The organism is Natrinema sp. 74 (assembly GCF_046097095.1).
Lineage (GTDB): Archaea > Halobacteriota > Halobacteria > Halobacteriales > Natrialbaceae > Natrinema.
This window is the reverse complement of sequence record NZ_CP175698.1, coordinates 571,283-589,767: the sequence shown is the minus strand read 5'-3', so window position 1 is coordinate 589,767 and position 18,485 is coordinate 571,283. Positions and strand designations below refer to the sequence as shown.

Below are 18,485 nucleotides of genomic sequence, written 5' to 3'. Positions count from 1 at the left end.
GCCGTGGTAGCTAATCGGTCGCGAGCGCGACGAACTTGTTGATCGCCTCGTCGCTCCCCGCGACGATCAGGGTGTCGTCCGTGCGGACCTCGAACCCCGGGCCGAGGTCGGTCAACAGCTCACCGCCGCGTTCGGCCGCGACGACGGTACAGCCGGTTCTGGCTCGCAGGTCCACGTCGCCGAGGCTCCGGCCGGCAATCTGCGGCGCGGAGGTCCGGACGAGCTCGAACTGGGTTTCGGGGGTGAGAATCTCCTCGTCCTCGATCAGAACGGAGGCGAGCATCCGCCCGGTCACCGTCGACAGCGAGAGGACGTACTCCGCGCCGGCGCGGTAGAGTTTCGGGATGTTCTCGGTCTCGTTCGCCCGCGCGATGATTTCCACTTCGGGCGCGACCTGTTTGATGACCAGCGTCGCGTAGATCGTCGTCGCGTCGTCGTCGAGCGTCAGGATTATCGACCGGGAGTCACCGATCGCGGCGGCCTCGAGGTCGTTTTCGTCGGTGATATCGCCGACGACGTCAACCCCCTCCTGATCGACGAGATCGACGATGCAAGTCGACACGCCGTCGGCAGCCAGCGTCTCCGCCGCGGTTCGGCCGACAGCGCCGTAACCGCCGACGAGAACGCGGTCCCGTCGGTGTTCCAGCGTCGACACCGTCCGCGCTTTCAGTTCACTGAGTTCGTTGCGTTGCCCCGCGACGAGCAAGATCGTGTTGCCGTCGATCCGGTGTTCGGTGCCCGGAACGGGGACGAATTCCCCGTTAAACCACGCGCCGATGACGGTGATCCCCATGCGATCGCGGATCCCCGACTCCGGGATCGTCTGGCCGACGAGGTCGCTGTGGTCCTGAACGAGCAGTTCGGTCACCGCGAGGTCGTCGCTGAACTCGATCGTATCCCTGAGATCGGCCGAAACGGTCGTCGTCGCCTTCGTCGCGAGGCTCTGTCCGAGGACCCGTCGCGGTCGGACGACGTCGTCGGCACCGGCGTAGCGGTGGTAACTCGCCACGTCGTCGTCTTCGACCACGGTGACGATCCGCAGATCGCTCGAGAGTTCTCGAGCCGTGAGGATCACCATCGCGTTGGTTTCGTCGTCGATGTCGGTGACGAGCGCGCGAGCCTCGGCGGTGTTGGCCGCGCGCAGCGTCTCCTCCTGATCGAGGTCGCCGTAGATGGCCTCGATCCCGTCGTTTGCCAACTCCACGACAAGTTCGGGGTCGTCATCGACGAAGACGTACGGCACGTTCGCCGCCTCGAGTTCCTCCGCGAGCACGTCCGAGCGCGGCGTGTACGAGCAGATGACGACGTGATCCGTGAGGTCTGTCTCTTCGGGCGGGCGGTCCTGAAGCGCCTGCTGGAACAGTGGGACGACGATCAGCGGCAAGGCGAGGAAGACGAGTAGGACGCCCGTGAGGTTCATAACGACCACAAACAGGTTCATCTGAAGACTCTGCCAGTCGTCCGCGTCACCGCCGAAACCGGCCGTCGTCAGCGTCTCGATGACGGTCTGGATCGCATCGGCGTACGTCCTCGTTTCACCTTCGAACGTGGCCATTCCGTGCTGATAGAGTCCGGCGTAGACGAGCACGAGGACGAGGACGGCGACCAGCGAGAGCGCGATTCGCCGCCACCAGTAGTTCATCACCGGGACGTGACCATCGAGTGCTATGTAGCTTCGGAAACCGGGTTCGAGGATAGCACTCGGCCGGTGGTCCTCCGACTTCATTCGGTTAGCCGTCTCCCTGCAGCAGATTTATGTGGACTATGTATGTACATACATGTAGATATGGGGACGAAGACGATTTCACTTGCAGACGACGCATATGAACGGCTTCGAGCTGAGAAGCGCGAGAACGAGAGTTTCAGTGATGTCGTTCGACGGCTGACTGACGGTGCGGCCTTAGAGGAATACTATGGAGCGTTGAGCAACGAAACGGCGGACGAACTCGAAGAGATCGTCTCTCGCCGTCGGACGGAGCGTACGGACGAGCATCGGGAGCGCGTCAAACGGATTGCGGACGAGCTTGAATGATTCTCGACACGTCCTTTCTGATCGACGTATTACGGGGAGAGGAAACGGTCGAAGAAGCAGTCAAAACCGTCGATGAACGCGGTACGGCGCACGTGAGTTCGGTAACGGTGATGGAACTCTGGGAAGGAATTCATCTCGCGGATTCGTCCGAAAAGGAGCGAACTGTGGTGAAGAACCTGCTGACAGACGCTCGAGAACTACCGTTCGATCGCGAGTGCGCGACAACGGCCGGAGAAATAAACGCGGCGCTGCACCGAAACGGTAAAACGATAGAGAACGCCGACGTGATGATCGCTGCGACCGCCCTCGTCCACGACGTTCCGGTCGTGACGAGCAACGTCGACCACTTCGAACGAATTGAGGACCTCGAGATCCTGACGTACTGACCGACGTCAGAGAATCTCACCGTAACCCCGTTCGTTTTTTCCCTCGCCGCCGAACCCGCAGCCATGGAGTACACGACGCTCGGCGACACCGGAACGCGAGTCTCGCAACTCTGTTTCGGAACCTGGCGCTTCGGGAAGGAAAGTGACGGTACCGTCGAAACGGACCGCGAGGAAGCCCACGAGTTGCTCGACGCCTGCTGGGACCATGGGATCAACTTCATCGATACCGCCAACGTCTACGGCGACCCCAACGGCACGAGCGAGCGCTGGATCGGCGAGTGGCTCGAGGACCGGGGCCACCACCGCGAGGATCTCGTCCTCGCCTCGAAGGTCTACTTCCCCTTCGACGGGCGCGGCGAGCCCGGGCCGAACGATTCCGGACTCGGGCGGAAACACATCCGCGCACAGATCGAGGGTACCTTAGAGCGACTTGGCACCGACTACCTCGATCTGTACTACATCCACCGCTGGGACGAGGACACGCCGATCCGAGAGACGATGCGGACGCTCACCGAACTCGTCCGCGAGGGGAAAGTCCACTATCTGGGGGCCTCGAGCATGGCCGCCTGGAAGCTCACCAAGGCGCTGTGGGAAAGCGACGTCGAGGGCCTCGAGCGCTTCGACGTGACCCAACCGATGTTCAACGCGGCGGACACGGACGACGTGAGCGACTACCTCGAGGTCTGTGCGGAGCAGGACATCGCCGTCTGTCCGTACTCGCCGCTGGCCGGTGGGTTTCTCACCGGGAAGTACGAGCGGGCGGATGACGGCTCCGTCGTCGCGCCCGACGGCGCTCGCGGCACCCTCACCGACCTGTTCGAAGACCGCTATACGAGCGAGACCGCGTGGGAGGTCCTCGAGGCCGTCGAGTCCGTCGCCGAGGACGTCGATGCCACGCCGGCACAGGTGTCGCTGCGGTGGCTGATGGATCAGGACCGCTTTACCTGCGTACCGATCGTCGGCGCGCGGACGGCCGACCAACTCGCGGAGAACGTCGGCGCAGTCGACCTCGAGCTGTCCGCCGAGCAGTTCGAGCGAATCGATGCGGCCCGAGGCCCGGACGACGACGGCTATCGCTGAGTACAACCAGACGACAGCGGAACGTTCCAGCGTCTCGAGAACGGGGTGGCAACCGACGCTCGCTGACGCCGACTTCGTTTCGTAGCAAGGTAGATTCGCCGGCCGCCGAACGGCTCCCTCATCGCGCCGACAAGTCGGCTGTCGGACAGTTTCGGGTCGACTGCGATCGGTTCGTCACTCCTCGGGCGCGTCCGAGCGACTCGCGGAGGCGTCCGTCTCGCTGCCCGTCGTTTCGTCGGATTCGAGGAGGTGTTCCTGCACGTATCGCTCGAACGCGTTACCGGCATCCTCGAGTAGCTCGTCGGTGCCGGTTGCGTGTTGGACCATCGAGCCGGTGATCACGACCATGAAAAGCGCCGCCGTTTCCTGCGGATCGGCCTCGCGAAAGACTCCCTTTTCGATGCCTGCACGGATCGTGTGCGCGATATACTTTCTCATGAAGTGATCGGTTCGGGTGAAATACTCCCGGAACTGCTCGTCGTGTGCCGCCTGTGCGCGAAGTTCGACGAGCGCCTTCGTGAAGTCGAGGTTCACTTCGGGGTCGTCGAACTCGAACGATCCGCGGGCGATCCCTTCGATGGAGTCCTCGTAGCGTCCGTCCTCGTGTGCCGGTATCTGATCCTCGTACCGATCTAATATGAAATCGAGAAAATCGAGCAGGAGTTCGTCTTTGCTATCGTAGTGGTGGTACAGCAGCGACTTGCTCTTCGAAAACTCGTCCCCGATCCGCTGGATCGTGAGATTGCTGTAGCCGTGTTCACAGAGCGCGACGTACGTCGCCTTCATGATCGCTTGTTGGGTGTCGTCCGGGTCCTCGAGGAACGATGGGAGTCGTGTCATCGTGATCGGTGGTCGTGCGTTCCCGGTATTTCGGTAGGGCTCCGATGTCGCTTCCGATTCGGTTTCGTGATACCGGCCATATTGCGTCTCCCGTACCGGTTCCTGCTATAAAAATAGATTGAATGGTCAGTATAGGGTGCTGACGGGACGAATCTTCCTGATGCTCGTTCTTCTCGCGTGAGCGGCCCAGATAGAGAAAGTATATAAGTGGTAACTGAATATTCAGTCAGTACATGACAGCGGATTCGAATTGGACGATCGAACCGTCACCCCCGAGTCGAAGGCGGAGGCGCTCCTCACCCGGAACGACATCGGGGAAGACGAATGATGACGCGGGAGGCGGAGGTCGAGCTGGCACATGAGCTGGTTCGACAGGATCGCCGAGGGGGTCACTGACTACAGTCGGCCGGTGATCGCCATCATGCTCATCCTCACGGTTGTCGCGGGTGCCGGCGCTGGAATGGTCGAGCAGTCATCATCGCTCGATCAGTTCCAGAGCGACACCAAGGAAGCGAAGAAGTTGGAGTACGTCCAGGACAACTTCTCGACCGGGGCCGAAAATACGTCTTCGGCACAGGTGATCGTCAGGGGTGAGAACGTCCTCTCTCAGAAATCGTTGGTCGAGATGCTCCGGCTACAACAGGCGTTCCACGACAACGAGACGATCAACCGGACGCTCGCCGACGAACGGCCGTCGGTCGGGGTGGCGAACCTCGTCGCGCTCGCGTCGCTCTCTCAGCAGCAGCAAGCCGCTCAGGCGAACGGCTCGAGCCGACAACAGGCGGCGCAAGGTACTGCCGCCTCACCGACACTGCAACAGCAGATCGACGCGGTCGAGTCGATGAACGCGACGGAGTACGAACGGACGCTCGGCGTCGTCCTGAGTGACGATTCGTCCGGCCAACTCAACGGACTGTCGTTCATGCCGATGGACTACACCGCCGGATCGCCGACCGCGAACGCGACGATGCTGTTGGTCACCCATCAGACCGACGGTGGCGGCGGCCAGCAGGGGACGGCGTCCGACGCCCTCGTCGACGCGCAACTGGCCATGCAGTCGCTCGCGAACGACGAGTTCGACTCGAGTGGCACCGACGTCATCGTCTTCGGCGGTGGGATCATGAGCGAAGAGATCAACAATTCGATGGGCGACAGCCTGGCGATCGTCGGTCCGCTCGCGCTGTTGTTCGTTATCGTCGCCCTGATCGTCGCGTATCGCGATCTGCTTGACATCCTGCTCGGCCTGTTCGGTATCGCCGTCGTCCTCGTCTGGACGTTCGGCTTCATGGGCTGGAGCGGGATCGACTTCAACCAGATGTTCATCGCCGTCCCGGTCTTACTGATCGGACTCTCGATCGACTACGCGATACACATCTTCATGCGCCACCGCGAGCAGCGCCACGACGGCGGTGCGTACGGTGACGACGACACTCGCGGATCGATGCGGACCGCGCTGGCCGGCGTCGGCGTCGCGCTCGTGCTGGTGACTGCGACGACTGCCATCGGATTCCTCTCGAATCTCACGAGCCCGGTCCCGCCGATTCAGGACTTCGGCATCGTGAGTGCGGTCGGCATCACCGTCGCCCTGTTCGTCTTCGGGATTCTCGTTCCGGCGCTCAAGGTCGAACTCGACGAATTCCTCGAGGGCCGCGGCTTCGATCGGAAAAAGCGCGCGTTCGGGACGGGCGGCGGCCGGTTCAGCCAACTCCTGTCCGTCGGGTCGACGGCGGCACGACGGATGCCGGTCGTCATCATCCTCGTCGCGCTCCTCGTGAGCGCTGGCGGTGCGTACGGCGCGACGCAGATCGACACCAGCTTCAATCAGGAGGACTTCATCGCGGAGGACCCGCCGGAGTGGACGGATAGCCTCCCCGGACCGCTCGAGCCCGGGGACTACTCGATGAAAGAGAACCTCGAATTCGTCAACCAGAACTTCGTCCGCGAGGACTCGCAGGCGCAGATCCTCGTCGAGGGGAACGTGACCGATCCGGAGACGTTACAGCAGCTCGAGGCGGCCAAGCGCGAGGCCGCTAACAGTTCCGTCGTCGCCACGCTCTCGAGTGGCGAGACCGACATCCAGAGTCCGCTCGCGACGATGCGGCAGGTCGCCGCCGAAAACGAGTCGTTCAACGCGACGCTCACCGCCGCCGATACCGACGGCGACGGTGTGCCAGACCGGAACGTCGAGGGAGTGTACGATGAACTGTTCGCGGTTGCTCCCGACGACGCGGGCGGCGTTATCCACCAGACTGACGACGGCGATTACGAGGCCGTTCGGATGGTCGTCTCCACGAAGGGCTCTGCGGCCATGAACGATGTTACGACCGAGATGCGTGCTATCGCAGACGGCATCGACGGCAACGGACTCGAGGCCACGGCGACCGGACAGACGATCCTGTTCGATATCATCCAAAAACAGCTGATGGACACCGTCATCGAGAGCCTCTTGATCACGCTTGTGGCCGTCTTCGCCTTCCTGATGGTCGCGTACCGGATCACGAAAGGGAGCGCGACCCTCGGTGCGGTGACGCTGCTTCCGGTCGTGTTCAGCGTCTCGTGGATCCTCGGGACGATGTATCTCCTCGAGATTCCGTTCAACGTCATGACGGGGATGATCACGAGCCTCACTGTCGGACTCGGCGTCGCTTACAGCATCCACGTGAGCGAACGCTACAGTCTGGAACTGGACCGAACCGGCTCGGTCTGGGAAGCGATGTCCCGGACGGTTACCGGGACCGGCGGCGCGCTGCTTGGGAGCGCCGCGACGACTGTCGGCGGCTTCGGCGTCCTCGCCTTCGCCATCCTTCCGCCGCTCCAGCAGTTCGGGATCATCACCGGGATGACGATTATCTACGCGTTCCTCGCGAGCGTCCTCGTCCTCCCCTCGCTGCTCGCGATCTGGACGAAGTATCTCGGCCCCGATGTCTCGTTCGACGTAGCGAGTCAGTCGACCGCAGCCGCGGCCAGCGACGGTGGGCAGCCGACGGATCAGGCGTCGCAAACCGAGGAGTGAATAGCGTCGAGAGACCGCTCTCTGTTCGAAACCGTTGATCACCGAGGCGGAGTCGCCCTCCGCCAAGGTACCGAATCGGTTCTTCTGCGGCACGAGAGGAAGTCGGAGTCCCGTCGAACCGCACCGAGACGACTGTACGGTCTGCTGTAACTGGGTATCCAGAACCTGTTTCCGGAGGACGCCGGAACTGCCGTCCAGTGGACCGTATCCAGGAGGATCGCCGCCAGATGGAGACCGCGAGGCGCTCTTTCCGACCGGCGGTTCGTCACCGAGAGTCGCCGGCCGTCGGCTCGAGCCCCACTCGATACGCGGTCAGATTCTCGTAGCCGTCCTCGGTGACGACCACCAGGTCCTCGATGCGGACGCCGCCGACCGCGGGGTCGTAGATGCCGGGTTCGATCGAGATCACGTGGCCGGCCTCGAGTTCGCCGCCCGATGGCGAGACGCTTGGCTCCTCGTGAATGTCGAGTCCGACGCCGTGGCCGGTGCTGTGGATGAACCCGGTCTCGGCGTTCGGGTCGCTTCTGAGCGTCTCGTAGCCCGCGTCTTCGATCACGTCACAAGCCGCGTTGTGCACGTCGGCCCCCGTGACGCCGGCTTCGACAACCTCGAGCGCGGCCTCGTAGGCCTCTCGCGTGACCTCGTAGCGCCGGCGGGCCTCCGCGCCGGGGTCGCCGCGGGCGAACGTCCGGGTCATGTCCGCGAAGTAGCCCGTCTCCTTGTTCCGCGGGAAGATGTCGATCACGATCAGCTCGTCGGGCTCGAGCGGCCCGCTGCCCCGGTCGTGGGGGTCCGCGCCGTCGGCTCCGCAGGCGACGATGGTCTCGTCGAGCGCACAGCCGTGGCGCAGCAGGGTGACCTCGATCTCTTCCGTTACCCGTTCGCTGGTCAACGGCTCGCCGTCGCGGACGAGGACGCCGTCCTCGATATCTGCGGTGGCTATCAGCTCCTCCGCTCTGGCCATCGCGGCCTCGTTGGCCCGCTGGCTCGCCTGGATCTGGTCGACCTCCCAGTCGGTCTTCGTCGCGCGGATGTCCGTCACGATCCCCGCAGGTTCGACGGTCACCTCGAGCCCGCGCTCGCGAAGGCCGTCCGCGGTCCCCGTTGGGAAGGTCCGCGGGACCGCGATCGAGTCCACGCCGTGGTCGTCGAGAAACGCCGCGACGGCGCGGATTTTGCCCTCGTACCGGCCGTGTTCTGCTACCAGTCGCTGATAGTCGTAGGCCGCTCGCCGGCTGACCGAGTCCGCGTTCGCCGCCGACCGCGCGCGACCGTACTCGAGGCCGGAAACGAGCAGGTGGACCCCCTCCCGTGTGACCAGCGTCTGATAGGGATCCGGCGCGGTGAAGCCGGAGACGTACTGCTGGTCCGAATCTGAGGCGTCGTCGTCGATCAGGTAGCCGTCTACGCCCGCCGACTCGAGGTACTCGCGAAGGGCGGAGAGGTCCGCATCCACGTTCATAGGTCCGTATGTGGCGGGCGAGCACATAATTTCGGGGATTCCGTCTGTCACGGACCGATTCCGATCCACAAACTTATCAACGAAGGTGGTAACCCACCGCGTATGAACCGGCGACGGATCCTGGCAGCGGGGGCGGCGGTCGCGCTCGCCGGCTGTGTCTCCTACCCCGGCAGTGACGACGAACCGCCGACGAGCGAGGGGATCGTCCGGGACGCGATCGAAACGCGTCGCCACATGCACGACCTCAAGGCGCGTCGGACGATGACGGTCGAAACCCCGGCCGAAACCGTCGAGCGCGTCGAGCAGATCGCCCGCCAGCCGCCGGCGAAACAGCGCATCGAGGTCGTCGAGTCGACCGATCCGGACGTCCCCACCGGCTCGGTCACCGTCACGAACCGAGCGACGACGTGGGAGTACAACCCGAAAACGGAGGTCGTGAACAAGCAGTACCACCCGAACAAGGTCGACACCGACCGAACGCGGCTCGTCCTCGAGACCCTTCTCGAGGACTACCGGCTCAGCTACGAGGGGACGGCCACGGTCGACGGCCGAACGGCCCACGTCATCGAGACGAAGCCGCCGGTCGACGGTATCGGGCCGACAATCGAACTCGTCGTCGGAGACACGACGTACGTCATGCCGGTGAATCTCGTACAGGACCGCGAGAACCTCGAGAGTGGACGAACGATGTGGATCGACGACGAGTACCGGTATCCGGTCAAAGAACGGACTACGATCGCGGTCGACGGGGAGGTTCGCCACGATTTGACCGTCACGTACGACCACCTCGAGATCGACCAAGGGCTGCCGCCGGGGACGTTCACCTACGATCCGCCGAAGGATGCGACCGTCGAAACCGACGGTCGCAAGCCGGCGGGGGTCTTCGAGTCGCGGTCGGCCGCCGAAGAGATCCTCCCCTACGACCTCCCCAAACCTGACGTGCCCGACTCCTACGTCCTCGACCGGATCACCGTCGTCGAACGAGCACCGGACGTCGGCGGGACCACCACGACACTGTGGTACAACGACCCGAACGTGATCGCGCGCGAACTCTACGTGGCCGTACGGGAGTCCCAGCGGTTTAACCCGACCGCGTCGACGCTCGAGGAGATCGACCTCGACGGTCACACCGCCTACCGGCGCGACGGGGGGATTCAGAGCGTGTTCTGGACCTGCGGCGGGCTGAGCCACGAGGTCTCGAGTCTCACTGACGACGCCCCGCTGCTCGAGATCGCGTCGTCCGTCGGCTGTCCGTGATGTCATCGCCATATCCACTGATAGGCATGTAATCACTGGTCGAGGAGGGCGACCCACAGAGTCCGTTCACGGCCCATCGCCCGTTTCGAGACTCGGAGGATCGGTATCGGTAAGACGGAGCCACCCCACAGGGCGACCATGAACGTCACGATCACGCCCTCGAGCGTCGCGGGGACGGCCCGCGCACCGCCCTCGAAGAGCTACACCCACCGGGCGATCCTCGCGGCCGGCTACGCCGACGGGGCGACCGTCCGCGACGCGCTCTGGAGCGCCGACACGCGAGCGACCGCCCGCGCCGTCGACCTGTTCGGTGGCGATGTCGACCGACTGGACGACGGCACGCTCGAGATAGACGGCTTCGACGGCCGTCCCGACGTCCCGGCCGACGTGATCGACTGCGCCAACAGCGGGACGACGATGCGACTGGTCACGGCCGCGGCCGCCCTCGCCGACGGTACCTCGGTGTTGACCGGCGACGAATCGCTTCGCTCGCGACCGCAAGGGCCGCTGCTCGAGGCGCTGACCAAGCTCGGAGCCGACGCCGAAAGCACCCGCGGCAACGGGCAGGCCCCGCTGGTCGTCACCGGCCCGCTGGCCGGCGGCGAGGTGTCGATTCCCGGTGACGTCTCCTCGCAGTACATCACCGCCCTGCTGATGGCCGGCGCGGTCACCGACGAAGGGCTCGCGATCGATCTCGAGACGGCCCTCAAGTCCGCGCCGTACGTCGACATCACGCTCGAGGTGCTGGCAGACTTCGGTGTCGAGGCGCGGAAAACGGACCGCGGATTCGACGTCGACGGCGGGCAGTCCTACGACCCCGCAGGCGGCGAGTACGCGGTCCCCGGCGATTTCTCGTCGATCTCGTACCCGCTCGCGGCGGGCGCGATCGCTGGGGATGCGGACGAGGGCGTTCGTATCGAGGGCGCGAACCCGAGCGCGCAGGGCGACACCGCCATCGTCGAGATCGTCGAGCGGATGGGTGCGGCCGTCGACTGGGACCGCAACGCGGGGACGATCGACGTATCGGCGGCCCCGCTCTCGGGAATCGAAGTCGACGTCGAGGACACGCCCGATCTGCTGCCGACGATCGCGACGCTGGGAGCCGCCGCCGACGGCGACACGCACATCACGAACGCCGAGCACGTCCGGTACAAGGAGACCGACCGCGTGAGCGCGATGGCCGAAGAACTGGGCACGATGGGCGTCGAAACCACCGAGGAGCGCGACTCGCTGACGGTCCACGGCGGCGACTCCGACCTCGAGGGTGCCACCGTCGCGGGACGCGACGATCACCGAATCATCATGGCGCTCGCGCTGGCGGGACTCGCCGCTGACGGCGAGACGACGATCGAGGGTGCCGACCACGTCGACGTGTCGTTCCCCGGGTTTTTCGGCCTGCTCGAGGAGTTGGGAGTCGCCCTCAAGCGCGACGACGGGCAGTAACGACGGCGCTCCGACCGAACGGACAGAAGACGGAGCGGTATCGTCGTTCGGGCCGGCACCGACTTACTCCGGAATCTCGAAGCTGCCGACCGGAATCCCCTCGTCCGTCTTCGGACCGTGCCAGGCAATCGTGAGGAGTTTGCCCGGGCTCGCATCCGTACCTGCGACGGTGATCCGATCGCCCGGCGTGATCTCGCCGGAGAACTGCTCGTCGGTGCGATCGTCTCCGATCCAGATCTCCGCGGACGCCCCCTGAAACGGCTCGCCGCTCTTGTGAGTGATCGTAACTGCTCGAGCCGTCTCGTCGTACTCGAACGCGAACTCGATGTCCGGGACCTCAGGCGGGTCGCGATCGATGACGTTCGGTCTCAGGAAGCCGCCCACTTCGGGGCCTGTCTCGTCGCTATCGGCCTCCTCGACGGTCATGTTCGAGACGTGAACGACGCGGGGGTCCTCGGACTCGGCCGGCGTCGGGCCGAAATCGATGGTCGCGCGATAGATCCCGTCGTGATGTTCGGTGAACGCCGCGTCGCGGTCCTCGATCTCCCGATCATCGACGACGCCCTCGAACGTCCCGAGGTGGATCCGATGGTTCTCCCTGGCCTCGTAGTAGGTCTCGTCGGCGTAGGCGTGGATCGCCCAGTTCTCGGCGTCGGCGTCGTAGACCGGTGCCAGAAAGAGGTGCTCGACGTCGTCAGTCGTGTCGAGGACCGGATCGACGTGGAGCGACTCCGGGCCGTCGGCGTTCCGAAGGCGACCGTACATCCACTCGATCCGGATCGGGGACACGTACGACACTGATCCCGTCGTGCCACTGCCCTCCAGGAGCTGTACCTGACCGTCGCTGATCGCGTCGATATTGACCTCGTAGCTACCGTCGTCCCGGCGCTCGAGATCCGCCGGGGTTTCGTCGTCGGTCGGTTCGTCGGAGGGTGCATCGCTGTCGTTGGAGGGGTCGTTGCCCAGACAGCCGGCGATACCGGTCGCTCCGGCGGCGAGTGTCGTGAGCAGGAACCTTCGTCGGCGGACCATACTCCCTGTTTATTTGTTAGATTAATATACTATACGGTAGAACTATTTGTGGCCGAACCAGCGACGAGTTCTCTAACGAGCCGTCCATATCGCCCCGGTCGGCAATCGGTTCGGCGACCGGCCGAACGTCTTACCGGTGGGACCAACTATTTATGATCACGAAAGATTGTGCTATACAATGGCAGATAATACACCAGTAATCGTTAGCGCTGTTAGGACAGCACAGGGAAAGGAAGACGGCGCGCTCGCGGACGTCCGCAGCGAGGATCTCTCGATTCCGCTGGTCAACGAGATGCTCGCCGAGACGGGCGTCACCGGCGAGGACGTCGACGATCTGATGTGGGGCTGTGCCCAGCAGCGCTCCGAGCAGCGAACGAACATCGCGCGTCAGATCGCGCTCTTCTCGGAACTCGGTGAGAACGTCCCGGCGACGACGATCGATCGCCAGTGTGCCTCCTCCGCGCAGGCGATTATCAGCGCCGCCGACTCGATCGCAGCGGGTCGCCATCAGGCGGTCATCGCCGGCGGGGTCGAGAGCATGAGCCGCGTCAAGATGGGCGCGGCCGACAGCGGCGAGATGTATCCTAAACTCGAGGAGCGCTACGGGATGGAGAACCTCGCGATGGGGATGACCGCCGAGAAGGTCGCCGAGGAGTACGGCGTCTCCCGCGAGGAACAAGACGAGTACGCCGCGCGCAGCCAGCAGCGCGCGGTCGAGGCCACCGAGGAAGGCACGTTCGACGACGAGATCGTCCCCATCGAGACCGAGGACGGCGTCCACGACGAGGACGAGGGCCTGCGGCCCGGCACCACGAAAGAGAAACTCGCCGAACTCCCGACGGTGTTCAAGGAGGACGGCACGGTCACGCCCGGCAACGCCTCCCAGATCGCCGACGGCGCGGCCGGCGTCATGCTCACGAGTCGGGCCTTCGCAGACGAAAACGACCTCGAGGTCCTCGCGGAGGTCGGCACCAGCTACGTCGCGGGCGTCGACCCGACGATCATGGGCGTCGGCCCGGTCCCGGCGACCGAGGGGCTGCTCGAGCGCGCCGGCCGCGATATCGACGACTACGGCCTCGTCGAGATCAACGAAGCCTTTGCCAGTCAGACGCTGTACTCCCAGCGCGAACTCGGCATTCCAGACGATCAACTCAACGTCAACGGCGGCGCGATCGCGATCGGCCATCCGCTCGGTTGTTCCGGCGCGCGCTTGCCGGTGACGCTCGTCCACGAGATGAATCGAGAGGGCGTCGAACGCGGCATCGCGACAGAGTGCGTCGGCTTCGGACAAGGTGCGGCGATCGAGTTCGAACTGCCCTGAGACGCTCAGGGTAGCCTTTTTGGTCCAGATTTTGCGAGGGAGGAACGGAGTGACGACCGAGACAAAAGGTGGTCGCGTCAGGGTGCGGCGATCGAGTTCGAACGCCCCTGAAACGATTCGCGTAGCTCTTTTTGGTCCAGCTTTTGCGAGGGAAGCGCGGTTCGAGGTCTCGAGCCGTGACCGACGAGTCGCCGCGGGCGACACGTCATCTCACCGGCGGCGTTCCACACCGGTGTCGGCTACCGAACGTCGTACGTCCGCTCGAGATACGAGACGAGGTCGTCGACTATCGCAGGCTCGTACGTCCAGAAGCCGTAGAACTCCCCGTTTCCGCGTTCTTCAGCGAGGAGCGCACAGGCCTCTAGCTCGTCGCCGCCACCGTCGAACGCGACGAACCAGTGCTCGCCGAGTTCTCCGCCGGGTTCCGAGACGATCGATGCATCGTCGAGGGTCGATACGTCCCACGTATCGTCGATAAACACGGTCACCGCGAGCGCGTCGTGACTCGTCAGTCGCTCGTAGATCTCGGTCTGTGCGGCGAGCGCCGTTGCCCGCTGGAATCCGGCGTACAGTCGCCCGGAGCCGACCCGCCACGCCCGCTCTTCGATCTCTCGGGCCGTCGCCAGCATCTGCCTGCGATCGTAGGAGGTAAACAGCGTGTTCTCGAGGAAGTCGAACAGCTCCGTTTGGTTGCCGTCGATCTCGGCGAGCTCCCACGGAGGGTGGATCTCGGGCGAGAGGATCGCTCGAAACTGATCGATCCCCAGCGCACCACGGAACGCACCGTCGATGTCGCGAACGATCACGAACCCGGTATCGCCGAGCGAGCCGAGCGATCGGTGAGTGACCTCGACGTTTCGCGTCTCGAACTGGTGTCGGAGCTCGTCGACGACGCGGTCGTCGTCGGTGCGGACCTCGAGCGTCTTGCGCCGGCGTTCGATTGCCTCGACGAAGTCGCCGAGCGAGGTCGCGGTCACGAGTTGGTCACCCCCATCGCGTCGGTGACCGCGGTCGGAATGTCGGCGTCGGAGACCCCCTTCGTCTCGGTGTCGAACGCGATGAACCCCAGCGCCTCGAGCCGGGGCAGTGTCACGTGATACAGCCGCGTTCGGATCGGTTCGCGGTCGCTCGGTGTGGCGATCGTCTCCTCGACGCTGGCGTCTTTGGCGGTGACGACGTCGGCCAGTTCCTCGAGCGTCGCCGTCGAGTGGTCGTGGAGATAGACGATCGCGTACCGCGCGTGGCGATCGGTGAGCAGGCGGAGCACGTCGTCGATCGGGAGCTCACCGGCCGCCGCTCGCAGCGCGAACGGATCGGGTTCAAACCGTTCGTCGGCCATTCTGTCGAGCTACGTGATCCAGTCGGAAATAGCTGTAGACGGTGTCAACGCCGTTGAATGTCGGCTCTCGGCTACGGCCAATCGACCGTTTCGTTCGACCCGGCGACGAGAGAGACCGTGGCGCTCTCGACGGGGATGCCGCGCTGATTGTAGACGTCGACAGTGATATTGTACGTGTCTCCGTTGATGCCGCCTTGGTGTCGGCCCGCTGCCGGATACACGACCGTGCCGGTCGGTGCCGCGTCGTTCGTTTTCGTCGCGTCGGACCAGTCGCTTTGGGTGTTGTCGAAACTGACTGTGACCTCCCCGAAGTCGTCGCGCGGCTCGACCTCGTAATCGACGGTGAACCGATTGTTCGTCCACTGCTCGTCGTTGGTGACCGAAAACCCGACGAGCGTCGGGTCGGTCTCGTCACCGAGGTCGTCGCCCGGCGGGTCCGAGCCGGTGGCAGTCGTCGTGACCTCCGTATAGAGATCGGACACCTCACCCGACGCGTCGTAGACGCGAAACCGGAACTCGTAGGTGTCGCCGCCAGCGCCACCGTCACCGCCACCGCCCGGCGGATACGAGACCGTCCCCTCCGTCGTCTCCTCCGTGTACGTCACTGGGCCGATGTAGCCGGCATCGACGTTCTCGACCTCGAGCTCGAGCCGGTCGAAGCTCGGTACCCGATCCACGCGATAGGAGATCGAAAACGCCGCGTTGCCGTTTCGCGTCTCGTCGCTGATCCGCTGTTTGAGTGTCGGACCGGCGGTGACCGCCACGCTCCGTTCCAGCGACAGGTCCATCGCTCCGTTCGATGCATCGACCTCGAACGTGAGCGCATCGCTTCCGGTCTGCCCTCCGGAATCGACGGAAATGAGGACGGAACGAACCGCGCCGCTGTCGATCTCGAGATCGGTCCTCGAGAGCGTTCCCCGGCCGGGGACCGAGAGCGCGAGCGACACGTCGAAGGGATCGCTCGTGTTGTTCGTCAGATCGACCAACTCTTGGCTGTCGGTGCCGGCTCGCACCGACGACGCGATATCGAGCCCAAGCGGAGCGTCACCGTCGTCGCCGGCCGTCACGGCGAGGGGACGATCGACGTCGACCGCCGAGAACGCCTCCGTTCCGCCGAACAATAAGACGATACCACCAACCACCGATCCCTTCGCGAGAAGCCGCCGCCTCGTCGCCCTCCCTCGTGTTCGCGTTCGACGACGCCCCATGGAGATGTCGAGATGAATTACTTTCTCCGCTTAGATGAATGTGTCGGCCCCGACGCGAGATCGTCCCGTCGGCCGAGACTAGCTCCGAAACAGGTCGATCAGACGGCAGCGATACGACGCCGCCCGTCCGCGAACCCTGCAGGGCTAAGTGGCCCCGTCTCCGAGGACGTGGTAATGAACGGCAACCGCTTCGGTCGCCTCTTTCAGGTGACCACGTTCGGCGAGAGCCACGGGGAGGCGATGGGCTGTACCGTCTCGGGCTGTCCCGCCGGCCTCGAGCTCTCCGTGGAGGACATTCAGGCGGAGCTCGACCGCCGGAAACCGGGCCAGTCGATGATCACGACCAGCCGCGGCGAGCCCGACGATGTCTCGATCAAGTCCGGAATTCAGGACGGCTACACCACCGGGACGCCGATCGGGATGGTCATCCAGAATAAGGACGCCCGCTCGGGTAAGTACGAGCCATTCATCACCGCACCCCGACCCAGCCACGGCGACTTCACCTACTCGGCGAAGTTCGGCACCCGTAACTGGGGCGGTGGCGGCCGTTCGTCGGCCCGCGAGACCGTTAACTGGGTCGCGGCCGGCGCGATCGCGAAGAAGCTCCTCGCGCGGGAAGGGATCGAACTCAAAGCCCACGTTAACCAGATCGGCGATATCGAAGCGCCGGAGGTCAGCTTTGAGGAGATGCTCGAGCACTCAGAGGAGAATGACGTGCGCTGTGCTCACCCGGAGACCGCCGCGGAGATGCAAGACCTGATCGCGGAGTACCAGGAGGAGGGCGACTCGATCGGTGGCAGTATCTACTTCGAGGCGCAGGGAGTTCCGGTCGGCCTCGGCGCGCCGCGGTTCGACTCCCTCTCCGCGCGCCTCGGACAGGCCATGATGGCGGTGCCGGCGACGACCGCCTTCGAGTTCGGCCTCGGACGCGAGGCCCGCGAGTGGACGGGGAAGGAGCGCAACGACGACTGGGAGTTCAGCGAGGACGGCGATCCCGTCCCCGTCGAGAACGACCACGGGGGCATTCAGGGCGGCATCTCGAGCGGAGAACCGATCTACGGCGAAGTCACGCTCCACGCGCCCACGTCGATCCCCAAGTCCCAGCAGACCGCCGACTGGGAGACCGGCGAGATAAAAGAGGAGCAGGTCATCGGTCGTCACGACCCTGTCCTCCCGCCGCGGGGCGTCCCCGTCGTCGAGGCGATGCTCGCGCTAACGCTGGTCGACTTCATGCTCCTGTCGGGCCGTATCAACCCCGACCGCGTCGACGACCAGCCCGGCGAGTACGACACGGACTATCACCCGAGCAATCCGCGAAACGAGTAACGTAGATCGTCAACGATCGACGTTCGGTTTTGGTTTCTGGTAGCAACTCACGGCCATATCGGTCAGGACGTGCCACGCCGACTCGGGGAACGACGTACGGTGGCACGCTGGACCGTGGGTGGGAAGACGCGTTACCCGATACTGTACGCTAGCAGGTCGCTTCGTTTCACTTTACTTTCGACGAACCGAACAAGTCATCTATCTGTACTGTACGATGATCGATTCGGTATCTATAGACGGCGTTACCGAAGCAGGCATCTACCCGTACACTAGCTGTCGGAACCGGGCTACTGATAGGGGCGCGTTTAATCTCTCGGAAGACAGGAGAGAGAACAATTCCAGAAGTGATAGTTATCCTAACTGTTTTTAATCCCGCAAGACTACCGTTTAGATATGACCTCTCTCGATTCCATAGCGATCGAATGGCTAGCGAGTGGCACACTCATCACGATTCTGGGGGCCCTCATCAAATTCGGCGGCTGGACGTGGTTGTTAACGGGATACAACGAATTGACTTCGCCCGTTCCCGACGACGTGGTTCAGAATACCGCGGGTAACACCGTTCTCCGCGTCGGCATCGCCGTCTTCGTCTTTGGCATGCTCGCATCCATGACGGACCCACCGTCGTCTCTCGGCCACGTGGTTGAGGCGGCGATTGTGTTGGCCGTACTGCGCCTACTCTACCGTCTGAACACATGGTCCCCACAGGCGGCCTAACAGTAATTGATACCACGCTTCCCTCGTCC

Annotated in this window: 16 protein-coding genes; 9 read left to right on the top strand and 7 right to left on the bottom strand. The window is 64.1% G+C overall.

What is annotated here, in order from left to right; genetic code table 11:
• Nucleotides 1-10: 10 nt before the first annotated feature.
• Entirely contained in the window at nucleotides 11-1,642 is a 1,632-nt protein-coding gene (locus ACJ70B_RS02855; RefSeq protein ID WP_408960069.1) for a potassium channel family protein, read from the bottom strand.
• Between the two features lie 144 nt (nucleotides 1,643-1,786).
• On the opposite strand from ACJ70B_RS02855, the gene ACJ70B_RS02850 reads away from it, so the two are divergent.
• The 3 genes from ACJ70B_RS02850 (at nucleotide 1,787) to ACJ70B_RS02840 (ending at nucleotide 3,498) form a co-directional block, all read left to right on the top strand.
• Nucleotides 1,787-2,032: an antitoxin VapB family protein gene (locus ACJ70B_RS02850; RefSeq protein WP_408958910.1), complete on the top strand. Its 246-nt coding sequence runs from the start codon at nucleotides 1,787-1,789 to the stop codon at nucleotides 2,030-2,032.
• The gene (locus ACJ70B_RS02845) at nucleotides 2,029-2,418 is read left to right on the top strand and encodes a PIN domain-containing protein (RefSeq protein ID WP_408958909.1); all 390 of its coding nucleotides are present in this window, start codon (nucleotides 2,029-2,031) and stop codon (nucleotides 2,416-2,418) included. The genes ACJ70B_RS02850 and ACJ70B_RS02845 overlap by 4 nt, the downstream gene beginning before the upstream one ends.
• 63 nt (nucleotides 2,419-2,481) lie before the next feature.
• A complete protein-coding gene (locus ACJ70B_RS02840) occupies nucleotides 2,482-3,498 on the top strand; it encodes an aldo/keto reductase (protein ID WP_408958908.1) in 1,017 nt (338 codons plus the stop codon).
• 174 nt (nucleotides 3,499-3,672) lie between these two features.
• Here ACJ70B_RS02840 and ACJ70B_RS02835 read toward each other — a convergent pair whose 3' ends face one another.
• Entirely contained in the window at nucleotides 3,673-4,338 is a 666-nt protein-coding gene (locus ACJ70B_RS02835) for a TetR/AcrR family transcriptional regulator (RefSeq protein WP_408958907.1), read from the bottom strand.
• Nucleotides 4,339-4,696: 358 nt separating this feature from the next.
• Between ACJ70B_RS02835 and ACJ70B_RS02830 the strand changes: the two genes are divergently transcribed.
• Complete coding sequence (locus ACJ70B_RS02830; protein ID WP_408958906.1) at nucleotides 4,697-7,351, top strand: efflux RND transporter permease subunit; 2,655 nt, start codon at nucleotides 4,697-4,699, stop codon at nucleotides 7,349-7,351.
• A gap of 265 nt (nucleotides 7,352-7,616) precedes the next feature.
• Here ACJ70B_RS02830 and ACJ70B_RS02825 read toward each other — a convergent pair whose 3' ends face one another.
• Nucleotides 7,617-8,813, bottom strand: coding sequence for a M24 family metallopeptidase (locus tag ACJ70B_RS02825; protein WP_408958905.1), 1,197 nt, complete (start codon nucleotides 8,811-8,813; stop codon nucleotides 7,617-7,619).
• A gap of 102 nt (nucleotides 8,814-8,915) precedes the next feature.
• On the opposite strand from ACJ70B_RS02825, the gene ACJ70B_RS02820 reads away from it, so the two are divergent.
• Complete coding sequence (locus ACJ70B_RS02820; protein ID WP_408958904.1) at nucleotides 8,916-10,070, top strand: LolA family protein; 1,155 nt, start codon at nucleotides 8,916-8,918, stop codon at nucleotides 10,068-10,070.
• 138 nt (nucleotides 10,071-10,208) lie between these two features.
• Nucleotides 10,209-11,513 carry a 3-phosphoshikimate 1-carboxyvinyltransferase gene (gene aroA / locus ACJ70B_RS02815; RefSeq protein WP_408958903.1) on the top strand — a complete coding sequence of 435 codons (1,305 nt, stop codon included), beginning with the start codon at nucleotides 10,209-10,211 and terminating at the stop codon, nucleotides 11,511-11,513.
• Nucleotides 11,514-11,576: 63 nt separating this feature from the next.
• On the opposite strand, the gene ACJ70B_RS02810 is transcribed toward aroA, so the two are convergent.
• Nucleotides 11,577-12,545 (bottom strand): hypothetical protein, encoded by a 969-nt coding sequence (locus tag ACJ70B_RS02810; protein ID WP_408958902.1) that lies wholly within the window; start codon nucleotides 12,543-12,545, stop codon nucleotides 11,577-11,579.
• Nucleotides 12,546-12,723: 178 nt separating this feature from the next.
• Here ACJ70B_RS02810 and ACJ70B_RS02805 point away from each other — a divergent pair, with 178 nt between their 5' ends.
• A complete protein-coding gene (locus tag ACJ70B_RS02805) occupies nucleotides 12,724-13,866 on the top strand; it encodes a thiolase family protein (protein ID WP_408958901.1) in 1,143 nt (380 codons plus the stop codon).
• A 239-nt stretch (nucleotides 13,867-14,105) separates the two neighbouring features.
• On the opposite strand, the gene ACJ70B_RS02800 is transcribed toward ACJ70B_RS02805, so the two are convergent.
• The 3 genes from ACJ70B_RS02800 to ACJ70B_RS02790 all read right to left on the bottom strand — a co-directional run bounded on the left by ACJ70B_RS02800 (nucleotide 14,106) and on the right by ACJ70B_RS02790 (nucleotide 16,326).
• A complete protein-coding gene (locus tag ACJ70B_RS02800) occupies nucleotides 14,106-14,843 on the bottom strand; it encodes a DICT sensory domain-containing protein (protein ID WP_408958900.1) in 738 nt (245 codons plus the stop codon).
• A complete protein-coding gene (locus tag ACJ70B_RS02795; RefSeq protein WP_408958899.1) occupies nucleotides 14,840-15,205 on the bottom strand; it encodes a hypothetical protein in 366 nt (121 codons plus the stop codon). Before ACJ70B_RS02795 ends, ACJ70B_RS02800 begins: the two co-directional genes overlap by 4 nt.
• A gap of 71 nt (nucleotides 15,206-15,276) precedes the next feature.
• Nucleotides 15,277-16,326, bottom strand: coding sequence for a hypothetical protein (locus ACJ70B_RS02790; protein ID WP_408958898.1), 1,050 nt, complete (start codon nucleotides 16,324-16,326; stop codon nucleotides 15,277-15,279).
• Between the two features lie 261 nt (nucleotides 16,327-16,587).
• Between ACJ70B_RS02790 and aroC the strand changes: the two genes are divergently transcribed.
• Both aroC and ACJ70B_RS02780 read left to right on the top strand, forming a co-directional pair.
• Nucleotides 16,588-17,739, top strand: coding sequence for a chorismate synthase (gene aroC / locus ACJ70B_RS02785; RefSeq protein WP_408958897.1), 1,152 nt, complete (start codon nucleotides 16,588-16,590; stop codon nucleotides 17,737-17,739).
• A gap of 393 nt (nucleotides 17,740-18,132) precedes the next feature.
• Complete coding sequence (locus tag ACJ70B_RS02780) at nucleotides 18,133-18,456, top strand: hypothetical protein (RefSeq protein ID WP_408958896.1); 324 nt, start codon at nucleotides 18,133-18,135, stop codon at nucleotides 18,454-18,456.
• The last annotated feature ends 29 nt before the right edge of the window (nucleotides 18,457-18,485 follow it).